A 19,655-nucleotide genomic window follows, 5' to 3' on the forward strand; every position below is an offset into this window, starting at 1 on the left:
CTCGCTACAGGTAGTACGAGCAGACGAGCGTGGCGACCCAGGCGACACCCAGCACCTGCAGCACACGGTCGCGCAGGGCGATCTCCTCCGGCTCACCCGCGTTGCCGCCGTCGACGTCCACCGCGTAGCGCAGGACCGCGATGACGAACGGCACCAGCGAGATGACGCTCCACATCGCGCCCGGCACCCGCTGCTGCTGCTCGAAGGCCCACAGCGAGTACGACATGATCAGGATCGCGGCGGAGGTGGCCCACACGAATCGCAGGTAGCTCGCCGAGTACTTCTTCAGCGACGAACGGATCTTCGCGCCCGTGCGCTCGAAGAGCATGATCTCGGCATACCGCTTGCCCGCCACCATGAACAGCGAGCCGAACGCCGTGACCAGCAGGAACCACTGGGACAGCGCGATACCGGTGGCCACACCACCGGCGATGAGCCGCATCAGGAAGCCGGAGCCGACGATCGCGAGGTCGACCACGGGCTGGTGCTTGAGCCCGAAGCAGTAGCCGAGCTGGATGGCTTCGTAGATCACCAGCACGATCAGCAGCCGCCAGTCGGCGAGCAGGCTGATCGCGCATCCGGCCAGGAAGAACACGACGGCGGAGGCGTAGGCCAGCGGGATCGGCACGATGCCCGCGGCGATGGGCCGGTTGCGCTTGGTGGGGTGTGCCCGGTCGGCCTCGACGTCGACGGCGTCGTTGATGAGGTACACCGAGGACGCGACGAGAGAGAACGCCACGAAGGCGACCAGCGCGTCCAGCAGCACGCTGCCGTTGGCGATCTGGCCCGCCGTGAACGGTGCGGCCAGCACCAGGACGTTCTTGACCCACTGGCGAGGGCGCGCGGTCTTGACCACGCCGAAGACGGTCCCTACCGGGCCCTTCTTCACTACGGGGGTGCTGCTGTCGCCTACCTCGGCACGCTCGGTGGTCTCACTCATCGTGGTTTCCGCTTCCGTGAGTTCAGCTTGCGGCGCAGGACACCGCCGACCGCGCCGCCCAGGGCCGCGCCGGCGAGTACGTCGGTCGGGTAGTGCACGCCGAGCACGAGCCGGGAGGCCAGCATCGGCGGCACGAGTGCGGGCACGAGGTTACGCCCCGTGAGCCCGGAGTAGAGGACGGCCGCGGCCGTCGTGGACGTCGCGTGCGACGAGGGGAAGCTCAGCTTGCTGGGCGTACCCACGCCGACCTGCACACTCGGGTGGTCCGGACGGGCCCGGCGCACGACGCGCTTCACCGCGATCGACGCCGCATGGGCGCCGACCACCCCCGCCGCCGCGGTGAGCCAGTCCTTGCGCCGCCGCTTGTCCACGGCGGCGCCGACGAGACCCAGCGCGAACCAGCCCGCACTGTGCTCGCCGAAATGGGACAGCCCGCGCGCGGCCTTCACGGTCGCGGGGCGGGCGATCGCCTTCTGCACGGCCGCGAGCACCGCGACCTCGCCCTCCGCGGGCTTGACCTCGATCGGCGCGGCCTGCCCGGGATCCTTCTCAAGCATCGATCGAACCATCCAGTGGTGCGCCGTCGGTCAGGTGCGGGGCGATCTTGTTGTCGAACATCGACAGGGCGGAGCCGATCGCCATGTGCATGTCCAGGTACTTGTACGTGCCGAGCCTGCCACCGAAGAGGACGTTGCGCTCCTTGGCCTCCGTCTTGGCCAATTCGCGGTATCGCTCGAGCTTCTGCCGGTCGTCCGGCGTGTTGATCGGGTAGTACGGCTCGTCGTCGTCCTTGGCGAACCGCGAGTACTCCCGCACGATGACGGTCTTGTCCTTCGGGTAGTACTCGCGCTCCGGGTGGAAGTGCCGGAACTCGTGGATGCGGGTGTAGGGCACGTCCTCGTCGTTGTAGTTCATCACCGACGTGCCCTGGAAGTCGCCGGTCGGGACCACCTCACGCTCGAAGTCCAGCGTCCGCCAGCCGAGCCTGCCCTCGGAGTAGCCGAAGTAGCGGTCGAGCGGGCCGGTGTAGACGGTGGGCGTGCCCTCCGGGATCTGGTCGCGGACCTCGAAGTAGTCGACGTTGAGCCGGACCTCGATGTTCGGGTGCTCGGCCATCCGCTCCAGCCACGCCGTGTAGCCGTCGACGGGCAGGCCCTCGTAGGTGTCGTTGAAGTACCGGTTGTTGAAGTTGTAGCGGACCGGAAGCCGGGTGATGTTGCCCGCCGGCAGCTCCTTCGGGTCCGTCTGCCACTGCTTGGCCGTGTACCCGCGGAAGAACGCCTCGTAGAGCGGGCGGCCGATGAGCGAGATGGCCTTTTCCTCGAAGTTCTGCGCGTCCTTGGTGTCGATCTCGCTCGCCTGCCGCGCGATGAGCTCGCGGGCCTCGTCCGGCGTGTGGGAGCGGCCGAAGAACTGGTTGATGAGGTGCAGGTTCATCGGCAACGGGTAGACCTGGCCCTTGTACTTGCCGAAGACCCGGTGCTGGTAGCCGGTGAAGTCCGTGAACTGGTTGACGTAGTCCCACACCCGCTTGTTCGACGTGTGGAACAGGTGCGCGCCGTAGGTGTGCACCTCGATCCCCGTCTCGGGCTCGGGTTCGGAGTAGGCGTTGCCACCGATGTGGTGCCTGCGCTCGAGCACGAGCACCCGCTTGTCGAGCTGACTGGCGGCTCTCTCGGCCACCGTCAGGCCGAAGAAACCGGATCCGACCACGATGAGGTCGTATCCGGCGAAGCCACCGGTGTTGCTGGGGGAGTTGCTGTGCGCGCTCACGGTCGAAAAGGCTACCGACGCGCTGTGGCCCTCGTGCGGCGAGGCTCCACGTGCACCCTCACCGGGTGTGCCCCTCCGCGCCTGCCTGCCGCACGAGGGCCCGCGCTCCCAGCACCCCCTGGTAGCCCGGCCCGCGCCGTACGACAGAACCGACGAGGTGTGTGGCCGATCGGTTCCCGCCTTGTCGACACTCACCCGTTCGGAGCATGGCCCTGCACCTGAGGGAGCACCTCGTCGACGACCTCCTCGAGCACGGTCTCCCTGCCCTGATAGGGCGTTCCGCTGCGGGGCCAGTGGGTGACGATGTCGGTGAAGCCGAGCTCGGCCGCGCGGCCCGCGGCATCGGCGAAGGCCTCCTTGCTCGACAGCGAGAACACCGGCGCGGCGTCGAGGCTGAGGTAGCGGTTGACGCGGTCGGCGTCGCGGCCGTGTTCGTGGAGCGCCTCGTCGAAGCGGGCCGAGAGCTCGGCGACGCCTGCCCACCACTCCCGTTGTTCGTCCACGTTTCGCCCGGTGGTCAGCCAGCCGTCACCCAGCCGGGCCGCCAGCCGCATCGTGCGCGGACCGTTGGCGGCGACGAGGAACGGCGGCCGCGGCCGTTGCACCGGACCGGGCAGGTTGCGCGCGCCGCGCACCGTGTAGTGGTCGCCGCTGTAGTCGAAGCCGTCGATGCGCAGCAGCCCGTCCAATGCCTCGACGAACTCCACGAAGCGGTCGGCGCGCGCCCGCGGACTGGGCTCGGGCTCGCCGAACACCTCGGTGTCGTAGCCGAGGCCGCCCGCGCCCACGCCGAGCACGAACCGGCCGTCGGCGAGGTCGTCGAGAGTCACGATCTCGCGCATGAACGGCAACGGATGCCGGAAGTTCGGTGATGCGACGAACGTGCCCAGCCGGATGCGAGAGGTGACCATGGCGGCGGCCGACAGCGTCGGCACCGCGCCGAACCACGGCCCGCCGACCAGATCTCGCCAGCCCAGATGGTCGTAGGTCCAGGCGTGATCGAAGCCGTACTCCTCGGCCGCCCGCCATTTCGGCTCGGCGGCCCACCACCGGTCCTCGGGAAGGATCACTATGCCTACACGCACGCCGCCACACGCTAGCGGTGTTCCACGACACGCGAGTGGACGGGCGATGCTCTGGGAAACTGGACGTGTGGAGAAGCCAAGCCTGATCGCCTCGGACGTCGACGGCACGCTGCTGTCGTCGGCGACACACCTCAGCGATCGCACGATCGACGTGGTCAACCGGGCGGTGGGCTCCCGTGTGCCGGTGGTGCTGGTGTCGGGCCGCCCGCCGCGGTGGATCCCGCAGGTGGCCGAGCAGGCGGGACTCGACGGGTACGCCGTGTGCGCGAACGGTGCCGTGCTGTACGACATCGGCGCCGACCGGATCGTCGACGTGCACGGGCTCCTCGAGCCCGCGGAGCTGACCGAGGTGGCGCAGGCACTGGACTTCGCGCTGCCGGGGTGCAGGCTGGCCGCCGAGCGGGTCGGCACCCACGCCGTGGACGACGACATGAAGAACTTCGTGATCGAGTCCGACTACCACAATCCGTGGGGCGACGGCGAGGGAACGCAGGTCTCGCGGGCCGAGGTGCTCGGGCACGCGGCGGTGAAGCTGCTGGTCAGCCACCCGAAGATGACCTCCGACGCCATGGCGGAGGCGGCGCGCTCCGTGCTGGACGACCACGTGGACATCACGTTCTCCTCCCGGGGCGGGCTCATCGAACTGGCCGCGCACGGCGTCACGAAGGCCACCGGACTCGCGGAGGTGGCGCGGCGGCTCGAGGTCACCGCCGACGACACGATCTCCTTCGGCGACATGCCCAACGACCTGGAGATGCTGCGCTGGGCGGGGCACGGCGTCGCGGTGGCCAACGCCCACCCGGTGGTGCTGGACGCGGCCGACGAGGTCACCGCACCCCACCACGAGGACGGCGTCGCCCAGGTGCTGGAACGCTGGTTCTGACCGCTCACTCGCACGGCACGTGGTCGAACCGCGGGTCGGTGTCCAACTGCTCGACGAGACCGCGGGCCAGCGTGCCCCGCAGGTAGAGGTCCGTCCAGCCCGAGCCGTCCGTGCGGCGGAACGTCGCCACCTGGTACACACCGGCGTAGGCCGGTCCGATGCCGCACGTCTGCCTGGGCTCGGAGCCGCTGACGGTGTCGACGGCGACCGCGGGTGCCCGTTCGTTCACCACGTAGTCGTAGTCGGAGGCCACCACCACGCCACCGGGCAACGGCCGGCGGCTGCCCTCGCGTGCGATGCGGTTGTCGGTGACGCCCCGGACGTCCACGACGATGAGCCCGGGCCCCGCCGCGTACGCCAGCGCCCCGGGCCGGAAGGCGCTCACCACGGTGCCGGGTGGCAGGTGCTCCCCCAGCCACGCGCCGATCTCACCGAGCCGGCCGGTGGCCGCGCGGTGGTCGTGCATACCGGGCAACATCCGAGGGTGGGCCGTGCTGATGACCAGCGAGAGTCCGCACACGGCCAGGGCGACGATGGCCACCGCCGGGCGCGGCCGGGGGGCCGGGTCGCGGGCGGCGAGGATGCCTGCCGCCGCGGCCGCCGCGACCGCGAGCAGCGGCGGCACCGGTGCGAGCAGCCGCCACGCGGGCAGCGTGTCGCCTCCGGCGGCCACCGCGACCGCCGCCTGCCCCACCGCGAGCAGGAACAGCAGCCACACCAGCGACCGGGCGTGGCCGGCCGATCCGCGCCGGTAGGTCAGCAGGGCCACCGCGATCGCCGCGACGAGCAGCAACGCCTGCGACACCAGGGCGAACCCGGCCAGGTACGACCATCCCGCCGCCAGCCGCGTGGTCACGGGGCCGCCGGATTTGGCCACGATCGCCGCCGGCAGCGCATGCTCGTAGTAGGTCACGCGCCACGCCGTCCACGGCACGAGCAGCACCAGCGCCGCCAGCGCGTACGCCGCCGGCGCGGCCGACCGGACGTGCCCCCGCAGCGCGGCGACGAGCAGCCACAGCCCCGCGAGCACGGCCACGCCCAGCCCGTCCGGGCGGGTCATGACGGCCAGCGCGACCAGCACACCCGCCGCCATCGGGTGTCCCCCGGCGAGCGCGTGGACGACGGTGAGCACCAGCAGCACGTACAGCGGCGTCTCCAGGCCCGACGGACCGTAGGCGGCCAGCGAGCCCGCGCCCGCCGTCACCACCGCGGCGGCCACGCCGAGCGCGGGCAGCCCGTCCGGCACGACGAGCCGCACGATGCGGTTGGCCAGGACGTATGCGGCGAGCACGCAGCCCAGGGCGCAGAGCGTGCCCAGCACGACGGCGGTCGGCTCGACCTCCACACCGAACATCGCGCGCGGCAGGGCCAGCAGCACGACCCACAGGAAGTTCGGGTAGCCCTCGACCGTCTCACCGAGGTTGAACACCGGGCCGTAGCCGTCGGCGATGTTGCGGGCGTAGCGGAAGGTGATGTAGGCGTCGTCGGGGATCGTGGCGAACAGCAGCTGGTGCACGAGCGAGAACGTGAGCGCGAGGGTCAGCACGGCGATGCGCCACCCGCGGTCGGCGGCCAGCCGTGACCAACCCGCGACGACCACGACGGCCAGGCAGAGCCACACCACGGCCACGACAGCGATCACCCGACCACCCCCACCGCCCGCACTGTCGGCGCAAAGTTAACCCGCGAGCGGGTGGCTCGACCACGCGGGTGGCTGAAATGTCGGACTCGCCCAGCTGCTCGCGAGCACGTGCCGCCAGTGCCCGCGTTCGGCTTCACCGCGCCGTTTCCGCCTGGCACCCGTTAGCCTCGGACCCGTGCGTCGAGTGGTCGTGATCGGTGGCGGAATCCTCGGGCTGGCGGTCGCCCACGAGTTGTGCACGCGCGGCGTGCACGTGACCGTCCTCGAGAAGGAGGACCGGTGGGCGGCGCACCAGACCGGCCACAACTCCAACGTCGTCCACGCCGGTCTGTACTACCGGCCGGGGTCGTTCAAGGCCCGGATGTCGGTGGCGGGCAACCGGTCCATCGTCGCCTTCGCCCGCGAGCACGGGGTTCCGGTGCGGGTGTGCGGCAAGCTGGTCGTGGCCACCGACGAACGGGAACTGCCCGCACTGCGCGTGCTGGCCGAGCGAGCCGAGGCCAACGGCGTTCCGGCAGGGATGATCTCGCCCGACGAGGCACGCGAGTACGAGCCCGAGGTGTCGTGCGTACAGGCCTTGCGCGTGGAGTCGACGGGCATCATCGACTTTCCCGCCGTGTGCGCCGCCCTCGTACGGCTGCTCGAGGACGGTGGTGCGGACCTGCGCCTGGGCACGCCCGCGCTCGGCATCCGGTCCGGCTCGCCGTCGGGCGTCGAGGTGGCGACCGGGTCGGATGTGGTCCGGGCCGATGTGCTCGTCAACTGCGCGGGCCTGCACTCCGACCGCGTCGCGACGCTGGCGGGCATCACCCCGCGAGCGCGGATCGTGCCGTTCCGCGGCGAGTACTACGAACTTCGGCCGCAGCGGCGGCACCTGGTGCGCGGCCTCATCTACCCGGTACCGGACCCGACGCTGCCGTTCCTCGGCGTGCACCTCACCCGCATGCTCGACGGCAGCGTCCACGCGGGACCGAACGCCGTGCTCGCCCTGCGCCGCGAGGGGTACCGCTGGCGTGACGTGTCGGTGAAGGACCTCGCCGACGTGGCGACCTTCCCCGGCGCGTGGCGCCTCGCCCGCCGCTACGCCTACCCCGTGGGGCTCGCCGAGGTACGCCGTTCGCTGTCCAAGCGCCGCTTCGCGCGCAGCCTCGCCCGGCTCGTCCCCGCCGTGGGCCCGGACGACATCGTCCGCCACGGCTCGGGTGTGCGCGCACAGGCGATGTTGCGCGACGGCTCACTCGTGGACGATTTCCTCATCGACCAGGCCCCGAACCAGGTGCACGTCCTCAACGCCCCCTCACCTGCGGCCACGAGCGCACTCGAGATCGCGAAGTACGTCGCCGACCGGGTGGAGGCCTGACCGAGCCGGCGTGTCCGCCGTTCCCGTAGCCGTGTCCGCCGTTCCCTACGCCGCCGGGAGGTGCGCGGTGATGAGCGGCACAGCCTCGCGGACCTTCTCGCACCCCCTGGCCGGGTCGTCGGCGTTGGCGTGGGAGATGACGACCGACGACCGCTCGGTGAACGCCAGCGCGGCGATGCAGTCGCCGGGGAAGTCGCTGGGTTCCGGGTGGAGTGTCCACGTGCGACCGCCCGCCTCGACCGGTTCGCCGGGTGTCTCGGCGAAATACCACTCCTCCACGGGACGGTCACCGGCGTAGACCAGCAGGTCCCGCCAGCCGCCCTGGCCATCGGTGTCGAGCCAGCTGCAGCCGGGCGGCAGGTCCAGCCCGGGTTGCTCCTCGACGGCGTCGCCGATGCCCCGCAGTTCCAGCCGCTCGGCCTCCTCCGGCCGCAGCAGCGTGCACGGATCGAGCGAGGCGAGCGGACTCGGCTCCGGCGTCTCGATCGTCGGCTCGGGCGCGGGCCGGCCGCCCGGCAGGTGCGACGCGACGAAGGGCGCCGCGGTTTTCGCCAGATCACACGCCTTGGCCTTGTCGTCGAGGTCACTGGAGACGAGAACCACGAACGAGGTGTCGTCGAGCTCCGTCGCGAGCAGGCACACCGAATCGCTGGCCACGCTCGCATACCTGCCCCACTTCAGGCCACCGAACTCCAGCGTCTCCAAGGGCGAGTCGCCGAGCATGTAGTCCGCGAGCGAGAACGAGGTTTCGTAACCGGCCGAGAGTCGGCTGCTCTCGCGGTCGTCCTCCGCGGCCCAGCTACACGTCGGCGGTATCAGGTTGCGCGGCTCACCCGCGCGGAACTCGCCCTTGCCGACCAGCCCGAGGCTCACCGCCTCCCGCTCGGTGAGCAGCTTGCACGGTTGCCCGTTCGCGAGCCTGCTCTCGCTCGGCGGCGCGGGGGCGGGGTGCCCGTTTCCGCCCACCGTGGCGGCGCACGCACTCAGCAGCACAGCCGACGCCACGACCCCGAGTACGCGTGCCTTCACGACCGTCTCCCCCCGAACGTTCACCGATGGACCGGACGACAGCCTAACCGGGCGAACCGGGCCGCCGCGGTGAAACGGCCACACTCGTTGGCAGACAACGATTGTTGCCGTCCGATTAACGACGACGGCGGCGGATGAGCGATTCGAGTCGGTCCGGTTACATCGCATTTCCCGGCGGTGAAGGTTGTTCCCACCAGTCTCACGCACGCGCGCGCGGACCTACCGTTGATCTCGTGTTCGACGAATCCGACATCCGGCTCTCCGAGCCGACCGGCATCGGCCTGGTGGCCCCCTTCGACTTCGCACTGGACCGCGAGCTCTGGCGGTGGCTTCCCGAACACGTCTGTCTGCACACCACCCGCCTGCCGTATCTGCCGGAGCCGGTGACGGTGCAGCTCGCGTCGGCGCTCGGCAATCCGCACGGCGTGCGCCGCGCGACGCAGGACATCCTCACGCCCGAACCGAAGGCCGTCGCTTACGCGTGCACGTCGGGCAGCTTCGTCGACGGTGCTGCGGGCGAGGCCGCCCTCGTGGCCGCGATGCTGGACGCCGGGGCGCCCGCGGCGGTCACCACGTCGGGTGCGCTCGTGAGCGCGCTCTCCGAGGTCGGTGCCGAGCGCGTCGCCGTCATCACGCCCTATGTGGACGATGTGACCGGGCGACTTCTGGACTATCTCGAAGAATTCGGCCTCACGACCACCGCGAGCTTCGGCCTCGGCCTGCTCGGCGACATCTGGAAGATCACCTACTCCGACGTGCTGCGCGCGATCTCCGGCGTCGACACCACCGGGGCCGAGGCATTGTTCGTCAGCTGCACCAACGTGCCCACCTACGACCTCATCGCACCGCTGGAGCAGCACCTCGGCATCCCGGTGCTCACCGCGAACCAGGTGACGATGTGGGCGGCGCTGCGCGCGGCGGGCATCACCGACACCGCCGCGCCGGGCCGGCTATTCGCCCAGCGGGACAAGGACGTCGCGGCCGCCTAGGAACGGCCGCAGCGCCTCGGGCACACGCACTGAGCCGTCCTGGAGCTGGTGGTTCTCGAGAATCGCCACGATCCAGCGGGTCGTCGCGAGCGTGCCGTTGAGCGTCGCCGCGGTCTGCGGACGACCGTTCTCGTCGCGGTAGCGCACCCCCAGCCGACGAGCCTGGAACGTCGTGCAGTTCGACGTGGACGTCAGCTCGCGGTAGGTCTGCTGGGTGGGCACCCAGGCCTCGCAGTCGTACTTCCGCGCCGCGCTCGTCCCGAGGTCGCCCGCCGCCGTGTCGATCACCCGGTAGGGCACCTCGATCTTGGCGAGCATCTCCTCCTCCCACGCGAGCAGGTTCGCGTGCTCGATCTCGGCGTCCTCCGGACGGCAGAAGACGAACATCTCGATCTTGTCGAACTGGTGCACGCGGATGATGCCGCGCGTGTCCTTGCCGTAGGAGCCCGCCTCGCGCCGGAAGCAGGTGGACCAGCCCGCGTACCGCTTGGGGCCCGCGCCCAGGTCGATGATCTCGTCGGCGTGGTAGCCGGCCAGCGGCACCTCGGAGGTCCCCACGAGGTACAGGTCGTCCTCGGCGAGCCGGTAGACCTCCGACGAGTGCGCGCCGAGGAACCCGGTGCCCGCCATGATCTCCGGCCGCACGAGCACCGGCGGGATCATCAGCTGGAAGCCCTTCTCGGCCGCCTGCGAGGCGGCGAGGTTCAACAGGGCCATCTGCAGCTGCGCCCCGACGCCGGTGAGGAAGTAGAACCGCGCGCCGGAAACTTTCGCACCACGCTCGGTGTCGATCGCGCCGAGCGCCTCACCCAGCTCGAGATGATCCTTGGGCGTGAAATCGAACTCCCGGGGCGTTCCGACGTGCTTGAGCACGACGTAGTCGTCCTCACCGCCCGCCGGCACGTCGGGGTGGACGATGTTGGGCAGCTTGCCGTGCAGCTCGTCGAACTCGCCGCTGGCGCGCGCCTGCTCGGCCTCGGCGGACTTGACCCGCGCCGCCAGCTCCTTGCCCTTGGCGAGCAGCGCCTCGCGTTCCTCGCCGAAGGCCTTGCCGATCTGCTTGCCGAGCTGCTTCTGCTCGGCACGCAGCTGGTCGGCCGTGGCGATGGCGGACCTGCGCTCGGCGTCGAGGGAGAGCAGCTTGTCCACCACGCCCTCGTCTTCACCGCGGGCGCGCTGCGAGGCGCGCACCACGTCCGGGTCTTCGCGCAGAGTCCTGGGGTCAATCACGGTGTCGAGGGTAGTCGGCGGCCCGGCGCGGGCCTGCTACGGCTCCTGCAGACCGCGGACGAAATCCACGATCACGCGCGCGAGCTGTTCGCCACCGTCCTCTTGCAGGAAGTGACCGGCGCCGGTGATGGTCGGGTGCTCCCGGCCGGCCGCGCCCGGCATGCGGCGTTCGAGCACGGGGCGCATGCCCGCCGTGATGGGGTCGCCGTCGGAGAACGCGCACAGGAACGGCAGGTCCAGCGTCGTCAGCGTGCTCCACGCGGCGCGGTTGGCCTCGCTCGCCGGATCGTCGGGCCTGGTCGGTACCAGCCCCGGCATGGCGCGCGGGCCGGCCTTGTACATCTCGTTGGGGAACGGTGCGTCGTAGGCGGCCTTCTCGGCCTCGGACAGCGCCGTCCTGCAGCCCGACTGCACGAAGCGCGCGATGTCGAGCACCGGCGCCTTCTGCACGGCGTCGTGGAACGCCCACCAGACGTCGGGCATCCCGTGGTCGCCGGTCGGCAGCCCGGTGTTGGCGGCCACGACGCCGGAGAAGCGGCCGGGATTCTCCGCGACGAGCCGCAGGCCGATCAGCCCGCCCCAGTCCTGGCCGACCAGCGTGACGTCCCGCAGGTCCAGCGCGTCGAACGCGAACGCGCGCATCCACTCGACGTGGTTGGCGTAGGTGTGGTCGGCGACCTCGGCGGGCTTGTCCGAGCGGCCGAAGCCCACCAGGTCCGGCGCGACCGCCCGGAGCCCGGCGTCGGCGAGCACCGGAAGCATCTTCCGGTACAGGAACGACCAGCTCGGTTCGCCGTGCAGAAGCAGGACGACCGGGCCGTCCGGCGGCCCCGTCTCGACATACCCGACGCGGACGATTCCGTGTAGCGGGTGGTCGACATCGGCGTAGAGGGCCGGGAAATCGAAATCCGGCAGGTCGGCGAAACGATCTTCAGGAGTCCGCAGGAGCCGCACGCGGACAACCGTAGTGGCTAGGAGATGGCGACGGCTACCACCAGACCGAGGGCCACATGCGCGGCGGCGACCACGAAGCTGGCGGGCGCGAACTTGTCGCTCTCCACCGTGGACCGCACGTCGATGCGGGTCACCCACTCCAGCATCCGCACCGCGGCGACCTGGACGATGATGCCGATGAGCCCGTAGACCAGCGATGTGATCAAGCCCTCGGTGAGGTCGGCCGACGACGTCCAGATGGCGATCACGACGATGAACGCCATCGACACCATGCCCGAGGCGGTGATGATCACGGCGTTCGGCAGTCCGCGCCGCACCAGCTCGGACAGCTTGCCGGGCGTGGTGAGGTCGATGGCGTAGAAACCGAGCAGCATCAGCAGCAGGCCGACGATCGCGTACAGCGCGATCGCGCCGATGCCCCTGGCCAGGTCGGTACCGAACGTCTCGGACAGCGCTACGAGCACTTGAGTTCTCCCAGATTCTTCGATCGTTTCGCGGTGGTGTCTATCACGACTCGGGGATGCGATGCGGGACAAATGCGGCACCGTCGTCGGTGACCAGCCCCGCCGTCTCCCTGATCCCCAGCCCCGCGGCGTTGTCCCCGACGATCCACGCGCCGAGCGCGGGCCGGAACCCGTCGAACTCGGGCAGCGGGTCGAACGCCTGGTACACGTAGCCTTCCGCGCCGTAGACGCCACCGGTCTGCGTCTCGTAGCCGGTGGCGACGATCTGCACGTTGGCGCCCTCGCGGCCGAGTTTCGGCTTGCGCACGTACTCGGTGAGCAGGCCGGGCTGGTCGTTGAAGGCGGGCAGCAGGTTGGGGTGGCCGGGGTAGTTCTCCCAGAGCAGGCCGAGGATCGCCTTGTTGGAGAGCAGCATCTTCCACAGCGGCTCGACCCACAGGGTCTGCGGGAGCGACTCGACGGCGTAGCGGCCGAACTCCTCCTCGACCACCCATTCCCAGGGGTAGAGCTTGACGATGGTGCCCATCGGCGCCTCTTCGAGATCGACGAAGCGCTTCAGCAGCGGATCCCAGCCGATCTCCTCGATGGACAGCCCGACGGTGTCCAGCCCCGCCTCGGCGGCGGTCTCCTGGAGGTAGGCGGTGGTGATGTGGTCCTCGCCCGTGGGATCGGCGGTGGACCACGTGAAGTGCAGTTCCTTCGACGGCAGCGCGGCACCGACCTCCTGCCAGCGCTCGACGAGCCGCTCGTGGATGGAGTTCCACTGGTCGTCGTCGGGGAAGACGTCGGTCTTCCAGTGCCACTGCACCACGGCCGCCTCGAGCAGCGACGTGGGCGTGTCGGCGTTGTACTCGAGCAGCTTGGCCGGGCTGCGACCGTCGTAGCGCAGGTCGAAGCGCCCGTAGACATGCGGGTCGCGGCGCTTCCACGATTCGGCGATGTGCGGCCACACCCACTCGGGCAGGCCGAACTCGGCGTACCGCTCGGTGGTCACGACGTGGTCGACGGCCTCGAGGCACATCGAGTGCAGCAGTTCGACGTCGGCCTCGACGGAGAGCACCTCGTCCATGGGCAGCACGTAGTGCACCGACTCGTCCCAGTACGGGCGCGCCTGACCGGTGCCGTACCGCGCGGGGGTGCCGAACACCAGGCCCTGTTCCTCGACGATGCGCTGCCAATCCCGCCGGGGCGGCCTGGATTCCCTGTGCACCTACGAGCCTCCGCTCTTGCCGAAGCTGCCGCCGCTGATGCCGAAGCCACCGCGCTGGACCGTCTTCCCGGACTTGGTGGCGATGTCGGCGTTCGCCGGTTTGGTGAACGAGCCGCCCGACACCTTGCCGCCGACCGTGCCGGTGCCGCCGTAGTTGTAGCGGTACTGCTGGTAGCCGCCGCCCGGCAGCGGCAGGAACATGAACCCGCCGCTGTAGTGGCCGCCGTGGCTTTCGACGTAGTCCTCGTCGCAGTAGTCGTCGTTCTCGACGATGGTGCCGTCCGCGCGGGTGCACACGGCCGTGACCTCTTCGGGCTTGGCGACCACATACCAGCCCGCGACGAGGCCGACCAGGCCGACGGTGACGCCGGTTCCGATGAACACCTTGCGCCGCGTCTCAGCCTTGCGCTCGGCCTCCTCGCGCGCGCGTTCCTCGGCGGCCTGGCGCTCCCGCTCCTCGACCATGGCGCGGCGCCGCGCGCGCTGCTCGGCCAGGGTGGGCTCGCGAGGAGTGGTGCTCTCGGCGTCCTGGAATCGCATGGAGCCACGCCGGGGCGGCTCGGATGAGTCCGGCCGCTGCGGGGTGTTGTCGTCTTCGGTCATCTGGCACTCCGTAACCGCGAGGCATGCGCAACCTCACCCTATCGACCCGCGAGCGGTCGCCGTCGCGAGCAGGCATCATGGGTATCGATGTCCGACGAGTCCCGCCGGTTCCCACCGACGAGAACAGCACTGCGCACGCGCGTGCTGGTCGTCGGCGTTTTCGTCGGCGCGCTGGTGGCGATGTCGCTGTCGTGGGTGTTCTCCCTGGGGCCCTTGGGGGTCGAGTCCGAGGCCGAACGCGCACAGAAGCGAGCCGAGGCCGCGCTGATGGCCCGCAGGCAGGCGTTCAGCTCACCACCCGGCAGCTGCCTCACCTGGACCGCCGCCGACGCCAGCGATGTGAAAAAGGTGAGCTGCACCTCCGAGCACCTGTTCGAGGTGGTGGGCGTCGTCGACATCGCCAAGGAGTTCCCGCGGGGTGCCAGGCAACCGAGTGCCGACCAGTGGCGCGCCATCACCGAGGAGCGCTGCGGCGAAAGCGCCCGCGAGTACCTCCAGGGGCCGCTGGACCCCTACGGCAAGCTGGCGCTCGGCATGCTGCGGCCCGACGACCAACAGTGGGCCGACGGGCACCGGAAGCTGCACTGCGGCCTGCAGTGGGTCGCGCCGGGCGGTGAGCTGCAGACGCTGACCCAGCCGGCGGCTGAGGTGAACCAGTCGAACGTCTGGGAGCCCGGCACGTGCCTCGGGCTGCAGGGCAAGACCGTCGGCGACCCGGTGGACTGCGCGCAGGAGCACTCCTACGAGATGGTGGGCCTGGTCGACCTGGCCGAGGAGTTCGACTCCTACCCGTCGCACGAGGAACAGATGGAGTTCCTCGACCGGCGGTGCTCGCGGATCGTCGAGGACTACACCGGTGGTGCCGACCTGCGTGCACAGGGCCTCATCCTGAGCTGGGACCTGCGTGAACGCGAGAGCTGGGACGCCGGCTCGACGCTGGTCAACTGCAAGGTCGGCGCGAAGCTGAAGGACAACAGCGGCCTCGCACCCGTCCGCGGCAGCATCGCCGCGCAGCCGAAGCCGGCTGAGCCGGCCAAGCCCGCCGAACCGGCCGACCCTGCTGAGCCCGGCAAGCCCGGTGAACCCGCCGGGCCCGCCCAGTCCGGCGAGCCGGGTGAGTCCGGTGACTCCGGCGACTCCGGCGACTCCGGTGAGTCTCCCGGGTCCGGCGAGCAGGGCGAGTCCGCCGAGTCTCCCGAGTCCGGTGAGCCGGCGCCCGCCTCGGCCTCGTCGCCGGACGGAGGCTGAGGCGTGGCCGTGACCATGTCGCGGCGCCGGTTCGAGGAGCTGGTCAGCGCCGCGCTCGACCAGGTTCCGCAGGAGTTCGCCGGCGCGATGGACAACGTCGTGGTGCTCGTCGAGGAACGCAACGAGGAGGAGCCCGACATCCTGGGCCTCTACCACGGCGTCGCCCTCACCGAGCGCGGCCACGACTACGGCGGTGTCCTGCCCGACCGGATCTCCATCTACCGTGAGCCGATCCTCGGCATCTGCGACACCGAGGACGACGTGGTGGAGGAGGTTCTGATCACAGTGGTTCACGAGATCGCCCACCACTTCGGCATCGACGACGCGCGACTGCACGAACTCGGCTGGGGCTGACCACATGGACGGCGGGGACAGACGTCACCCACCAGGGTTCAGTTGCTTGCGCGACACATGTGTTCCCGCTGTGCTGTGGATCCATGAGCCGGCATGCGACGTCGCTGCTCGTCGTCCCCTCCTCGACTCGCGCCGCGACGCAAGGACCACCCCTGACGGTCTCCGCACGCGACCTCGCCGGCGCCCTCCGTCGCGCCACGGCGGCAAACCTGCTCCTGGCGCCCCGCTTCCCTGTCGACCGACCACTGGCCCCGTATGCGGGCAATGACTCGTAGCCGCGGCACCCGGGACCGGCGGCTGGCCTGGCTGCTCGGTTCGAGCTCGCTCGCCAACCTCGGCGACGGCATCGCCAAGGTCGCGTTCCCGCTGCTGGCTGCCACCACCACGCGCGACCCGGTGCTCATCGCCGGGCTCTCGGCCGCGCAGTTCCTGCCGTGGTTGTTGTTCGCGTTGCTCGCGGGCGCGCTGCTGGACCGGGTCGACCGCCGCAAAGCCATCGTGCTGGCCAACGTGGCGCGGGCGGTCGTCGTCGGCGGGATGGCGGCGCTGGTGCTCGCGGGCGAGGTGTCGATCTGGCTGGTGTACGCGGGCGCGCTGCTCGTCGGCGTCGCCGAGACGGTGGCCGACAGCGCCGCCAACGTGCTGATCCCGTCGGTGGCAGGCGAAACCGGGCTGGAGAGCGCCAACAGCAGGCTCCAAGCCACCGAGATCGTCGGCCAGAGCTTCCTCGGCGGACCGGTCGGCAGCCTCACCTTCGCGGTGTTCGCGGCGTTCCCGTTCGTGCTGACGTCGTCGGCGTTCGCGATCGGCGCCGCCCTGCTGGTCGCGATGGCGGGCAGCTACCGGCCGCGCGGCAAGTCGCGCCCCGCCACCACGTTGCGCGCCGACCTCGCCGACGGGCTGCGCTGGGTCGGCCGCAACCCGCTCGTGCTGCGGCTCGTCGTCGTGGCCGGGTCGCTGAGTCTCATCACCGAACTCGCCCAGGCGCAGCTGGTGCTGTACGCGCTGGAGGACCTGGGGCTTTCGGAGGCGACGTTCGGCGTGTTCGCCTTCGCGGGCGGGATCGGCGGACTGGCCGGCGCGGCCGTCGCGTCCCGGCTGCTCGCCCGGTTCCGCCAGCGCACCGTGCTCGCCGTGAGCGTCGCCGTGGCCGGGCTGGCTATCGGCGGGATGGGGTTCTCACCGGTGCCCGCGCTCTCGGCGACACTGTTCGGCCTGTTCGCGGCGGCCGTGGTGATCGGCAACGTCATGCTCGCCACCGCCCGCCACCGCCTCGTGCCCGGCGAGCTGCTCGGCCGGGTCATCGGCGTGTGGCGGACGGTGGTGTGGGGCGCGCTGCCCGCGGGTGCCCTGCTGGGCGGCCTGCTCACCGAGCTGCTGGGCAGCACGAGCGCGACGTTCGTGGTGTCCGGTGCCCTGCAGCTGGCACTCGCCTGCGCCGCGCTCGCGGCCGCCCGGCGGCTCTGAGCACCACGTCCAGGTCCGCGGCTCAGGCGGGGCCGGGTTCGATGGTGGCCACGGTCAGCTGGTGGCCGGGGATGTCCGCGCTCGCGCACCCGGTGCCGGGCGCCTCGACGAACAGGGACTCCGTCTCCTGGGGCGGGTAGATGCGCAGGCCCCGGACCGGCGTCGGCTTGCACTGGGCCGGGTCGTAGTTGTGGACTTGCACGAATCCCACGTCGGCGTGCGCGGTCTGGCCGTTGGCCAGCGTGATCGACGCGCCCTCGGAACCGGTGCGGTAGGCGGCGGGGCCCACCTGGTGGCCGTCGTCGCCCGCGACGTAGGAGACGCCGGGGAAGCCCTGGATCACGCAGGGTGCGCCGCTGACATTGGTGAACTGCAGCGGCCGGTAGCGCGTGCCCGCGGTCCCCTCACCGCGGCCGAGCGACAGCTCGACGTCACCTGCCGTGCACAGGCCCGGCTGGGCCTCCTGCTGGGGCGCGGGTGCCGCGCCGGGATCGTTCGCGCTGGTGGATGGTGTCGTGGGGCTCGCCGGGGCTGACGTGCCCGGCGAGGTCGTGGTCGATTCGGCCGTGCTGGTCGGCGCGGGCGCCGAGGTCGTTTCCGCCGCGCTCCGGGTTTCCTCGCCGCAACCGGAGAGGACCAACGCCAGTACCGCCGCACCGGCGGCGGCCCATGCCTTGCGTGAACCGTTGATGCGAATGTCGGTCATCACACGCCTCCCTGTGCCGGATGACTACCCGGGAGACGTGACGCACACACGGAGGGTTGCGTTGATTCTTCACGAGCTGCCGAGAAAACTCGTGAGGGTTACCCGTTTCGGAGGACCGGCGCAGGCCCGACGAGCATTCGACGCAGCTGGAGCGGGCGAACGGCGCAATCCGTCAGTTCGCGGGCGGGTCCAGGGACACGCCGGCCCACTCGAGGCAACGCCACCCACCGCGCGGCGTGGTCTCCAGCCGCACGATGCCGGTGTTGGGCAGCAACCCCTTGTCGGCGACCTCGGAGGCGACGTTGTCGGCGAGCCACTCGGCGCCGAACCGGATGGCGCCACCGTGGCTGACCAGCACGACCGTCTCGTCCCGGCCGTGGTGGCGGGCGTGCAGCTCGCCGACGGCGGCAAGATAGCGCTCCCGCAGCTGCTCACCGCTCTCTCCACCCGGAAGAGCCACGTTCAGCTCACCCTGAGCCCACAGATGGGTGGTCTTCGCGTAGAGCTCGAGAGCCTCGTGATCGCCGCGTCCCTCCAGGTCACCGACACTGACCTCGTGCACGCCGGGCAGCACCTCGACGTCGAGCGACAGCGCGTTCGCCAGCGGCTCCGCGGTCTGTCGTGCGCGCGTGGCCTCCGAGGCGTAGACGGCCGCCACCGGCTCGCCCGCGAGCCGCTCTGCCAGCGATCGTGCCTGCTCACGGCCCAGTTCGGTGAGCGGCGGACCTGGCAGCGCGGTGTCGAGGATCTTGCGCACGTTCCCCTCGCTCTGCGCGTGTCGCACCAGGTACAGCCTCACGCCAGCTCTCCCTTCCGGACCGACTCCACCCAGGCGTCGGCGTTGACGAAGTCGTCGTTGCCCGCGCCGGCCTGCACCGTGGCCTCGACCCCGTCGGCACGCGGGTGGGAGCCGAGGAACCGGACGTTGTTGCAGCGGCGGCGCAGCGCGGCGAGGGCGTCGGCGATGCGCGGCTCGGCGACGTGACCCTCGAAATCGAAGAAGAACCGGTACATCCCGAAATCGCCCTTGATCGGCCGCGCGTCGAGCCGGGTGAGATTGATCCCTCTCATAGCGAGTTCGGTGAGGAGCTCGGCGAGCGACCCGGTGCGGTTGGCGGCGGCCACGACGATGGAGGTGCGATCGGCTCCGGTCGGTTCGGGCAGCGGGCCCGGCGGGCGCAGCAGCAGGAAACGCGTGCGGGCGTCGGGAACGTCGGCGACGCCGGTGGCGAGCACCCGCAGCGGATAGTGCTCGACGGCGACCGGCGCGGCCACCGCGGCGTCGTACTCCCCTCGTTGCACGCCGACGGCCGCGGCGGCGGTGGACGAGGCGACCACCGGCCGCGCCTCCGGAAGATTGCGTTCGAGCCACAATCGCACCTGTGCCAAGGCATGCGGATGACTGGCGACGGTGCGCACCGTCTCGACGTCGTCGCGGCTGAGAACACTGAACTGTACGGGAAGCAGCGCCTCCGCGACAGCCACGAGCGGTGCGTCCTCGGCGAGTCCGTCGAGGGTCGCCGTCACCGGTCCTTCAACGGAATTCTCAACGGGGACACAGGCTCCGTCGGCCTCTCCCTTGCGGACCACGGTGAGCGCCGCCGAGATCGTCTCGACGGGAAAAAGTTCGGCTCCACCAGCAAGACTGCGAGCGGCCTGCTCGGTGAAAGTTCCCTCTGGGCCGAAGAAGGCGATGCGTGCCACGGCAGCCAGGCTAC

General features: G+C 70.7%; 20 protein-coding genes. 6 read left to right on the plus strand and 14 right to left on the minus strand.

Annotated elements, in window-relative coordinates; all coding sequences use genetic code 11:
* Positions 1 to 4: 4 nt before the first annotated feature.
* The 4 genes from ACFSZT_RS02780 to ACFSZT_RS02795 form a co-directional block, all read right to left on the minus strand.
* Positions 5 to 940, minus strand: a complete 936-nt coding sequence (locus ACFSZT_RS02780) for a decaprenyl-phosphate phosphoribosyltransferase (RefSeq protein WP_377394988.1) — start codon at positions 938 to 940, stop codon at positions 5 to 7.
* Positions 937 to 1,497 (minus strand): phosphatase PAP2 family protein, encoded by a 561-nt coding sequence (locus tag ACFSZT_RS02785; protein WP_377394990.1) that lies wholly within the window; start codon positions 1,495 to 1,497, stop codon positions 937 to 939. Before ACFSZT_RS02785 ends, ACFSZT_RS02780 begins: the two co-directional genes overlap by 4 nt.
* Positions 1,490 to 2,713, minus strand: a complete 1,224-nt coding sequence (gene glf / locus ACFSZT_RS02790) for a UDP-galactopyranose mutase (RefSeq protein WP_377394993.1) — start codon at positions 2,711 to 2,713, stop codon at positions 1,490 to 1,492. Before glf ends, ACFSZT_RS02785 begins: the two co-directional genes overlap by 8 nt.
* A 191-nt stretch (positions 2,714 to 2,904) precedes the next feature.
* Positions 2,905 to 3,783: an LLM class flavin-dependent oxidoreductase gene (locus ACFSZT_RS02795; RefSeq protein ID WP_377396270.1), complete on the minus strand. Its 879-nt coding sequence runs from the start codon at positions 3,781 to 3,783 to the stop codon at positions 2,905 to 2,907.
* Between the two features lie 82 nt (positions 3,784 to 3,865).
* On the opposite strand from ACFSZT_RS02795, the gene ACFSZT_RS02800 reads away from it, so the two are divergent.
* Entirely contained in the window at positions 3,866 to 4,681 is an 816-nt protein-coding gene (locus ACFSZT_RS02800) for an HAD family hydrolase (protein ID WP_377394996.1), read from the plus strand.
* A gap of 4 nt (positions 4,682 to 4,685) precedes the next feature.
* Here ACFSZT_RS02800 and ACFSZT_RS02805 read toward each other — a convergent pair whose 3' ends face one another.
* A complete protein-coding gene (locus tag ACFSZT_RS02805) occupies positions 4,686 to 6,323 on the minus strand; it encodes a hypothetical protein (RefSeq protein WP_377394999.1) in 1,638 nt (545 codons plus the stop codon).
* 151 nt (positions 6,324 to 6,474) lie between these two features.
* Between ACFSZT_RS02805 and lhgO the strand changes: the two genes are divergently transcribed.
* On the plus strand, positions 6,475 to 7,683 hold the full coding sequence (gene lhgO, locus ACFSZT_RS02810; RefSeq protein WP_377396273.1) for an L-2-hydroxyglutarate oxidase: 1,209 nt from the start codon (positions 6,475 to 6,477) through the stop codon (positions 7,681 to 7,683).
* Positions 7,684 to 7,728: 45 nt separating this feature from the next.
* Here lhgO and ACFSZT_RS02815 read toward each other — a convergent pair whose 3' ends face one another.
* Complete coding sequence (locus ACFSZT_RS02815; RefSeq protein ID WP_377395002.1) at positions 7,729 to 8,712, minus strand: DUF3558 family protein; 984 nt, start codon at positions 8,710 to 8,712, stop codon at positions 7,729 to 7,731.
* Positions 8,713 to 8,945: 233 nt separating this feature from the next.
* On the opposite strand from ACFSZT_RS02815, the gene ACFSZT_RS02820 reads away from it, so the two are divergent.
* Positions 8,946 to 9,701, plus strand: a complete 756-nt coding sequence (locus ACFSZT_RS02820) for a maleate cis-trans isomerase family protein (protein ID WP_377395005.1) — start codon at positions 8,946 to 8,948, stop codon at positions 9,699 to 9,701.
* Here ACFSZT_RS02820 and serS read toward each other — a convergent pair.
* Genes serS through ACFSZT_RS02845 form a run of 5 tightly spaced genes read right to left on the minus strand, consistent with a single transcriptional unit; the run spans position 9,663 to position 14,162 of the window.
* Positions 9,663 to 10,931 carry a serine--tRNA ligase gene (gene serS, locus ACFSZT_RS02825; protein ID WP_377395008.1) on the minus strand — a complete coding sequence of 423 codons (1,269 nt, stop codon included), beginning with the start codon at positions 10,929 to 10,931 and terminating at the stop codon, positions 9,663 to 9,665. The two genes, ACFSZT_RS02820 and serS, sit on opposite strands and share 39 nt — an antisense overlap.
* A 36-nt stretch (positions 10,932 to 10,967) precedes the next feature.
* Positions 10,968 to 11,885, minus strand: coding sequence for a haloalkane dehalogenase (locus ACFSZT_RS02830; protein WP_377395011.1), 918 nt, complete (start codon positions 11,883 to 11,885; stop codon positions 10,968 to 10,970).
* 17 nt (positions 11,886 to 11,902) lie between these two features.
* Entirely contained in the window at positions 11,903 to 12,349 is a 447-nt protein-coding gene (locus ACFSZT_RS02835) for a DUF350 domain-containing protein (RefSeq protein WP_377395014.1), read from the minus strand.
* A gap of 43 nt (positions 12,350 to 12,392) precedes the next feature.
* Entirely contained in the window at positions 12,393 to 13,559 is a 1,167-nt protein-coding gene (locus tag ACFSZT_RS02840) for a glutathionylspermidine synthase family protein (RefSeq protein ID WP_377395017.1), read from the minus strand.
* Positions 13,560 to 14,162, minus strand: coding sequence for a hypothetical protein (locus tag ACFSZT_RS02845; RefSeq protein ID WP_377395020.1), 603 nt, complete (start codon positions 14,160 to 14,162; stop codon positions 13,560 to 13,562).
* An 87-nt stretch (positions 14,163 to 14,249) separates the two neighbouring features.
* Here ACFSZT_RS02845 and ACFSZT_RS02850 point away from each other — a divergent pair, with 87 nt between their 5' ends.
* The 3 genes from ACFSZT_RS02850 (at position 14,250) to ACFSZT_RS02860 (ending at position 17,231) form a co-directional block, all read left to right on the plus strand.
* On the plus strand, positions 14,250 to 15,410 hold the full coding sequence (locus ACFSZT_RS02850; protein ID WP_377395023.1) for a septum formation family protein: 1,161 nt from the start codon (positions 14,250 to 14,252) through the stop codon (positions 15,408 to 15,410).
* 3 nt (positions 15,411 to 15,413) lie between these two features.
* Complete coding sequence (locus ACFSZT_RS02855) at positions 15,414 to 15,764, plus strand: metallopeptidase family protein (protein WP_377395025.1); 351 nt, start codon at positions 15,414 to 15,416, stop codon at positions 15,762 to 15,764.
* A 264-nt stretch (positions 15,765 to 16,028) separates the two neighbouring features.
* Positions 16,029 to 17,231: an MFS transporter gene (locus ACFSZT_RS02860; protein ID WP_377395027.1), complete on the plus strand. Its 1,203-nt coding sequence runs from the start codon at positions 16,029 to 16,031 to the stop codon at positions 17,229 to 17,231.
* Positions 17,232 to 17,253: 22 nt separating this feature from the next.
* Here the strand turns inward: ACFSZT_RS02860 and ACFSZT_RS02865 are convergent, their stop codons facing one another.
* From ACFSZT_RS02865 to pheA, 3 genes are all read right to left on the minus strand, one after another.
* Positions 17,254 to 17,937 (minus strand): DUF4232 domain-containing protein, encoded by a 684-nt coding sequence (locus ACFSZT_RS02865; protein WP_377395030.1) that lies wholly within the window; start codon positions 17,935 to 17,937, stop codon positions 17,254 to 17,256.
* A 172-nt stretch (positions 17,938 to 18,109) separates the two neighbouring features.
* Positions 18,110 to 18,736, minus strand: coding sequence for a histidine phosphatase family protein (locus ACFSZT_RS02870; RefSeq protein WP_377395033.1), 627 nt, complete (start codon positions 18,734 to 18,736; stop codon positions 18,110 to 18,112).
* Positions 18,733 to 19,641 (minus strand): prephenate dehydratase, encoded by a 909-nt coding sequence (gene pheA / locus ACFSZT_RS02875; RefSeq protein ID WP_377395036.1) that lies wholly within the window; start codon positions 19,639 to 19,641, stop codon positions 18,733 to 18,735. Before pheA ends, ACFSZT_RS02870 begins: the two co-directional genes overlap by 4 nt.
* Positions 19,642 to 19,655 lie beyond the last annotated feature (14 nt).

Origin of the sequence: Prauserella oleivorans, from assembly GCF_042685745.1 — a bacterium.
Lineage (GTDB): Bacteria > Actinomycetota > Actinomycetes > Mycobacteriales > Pseudonocardiaceae > Prauserella_A > Prauserella_A oleivorans.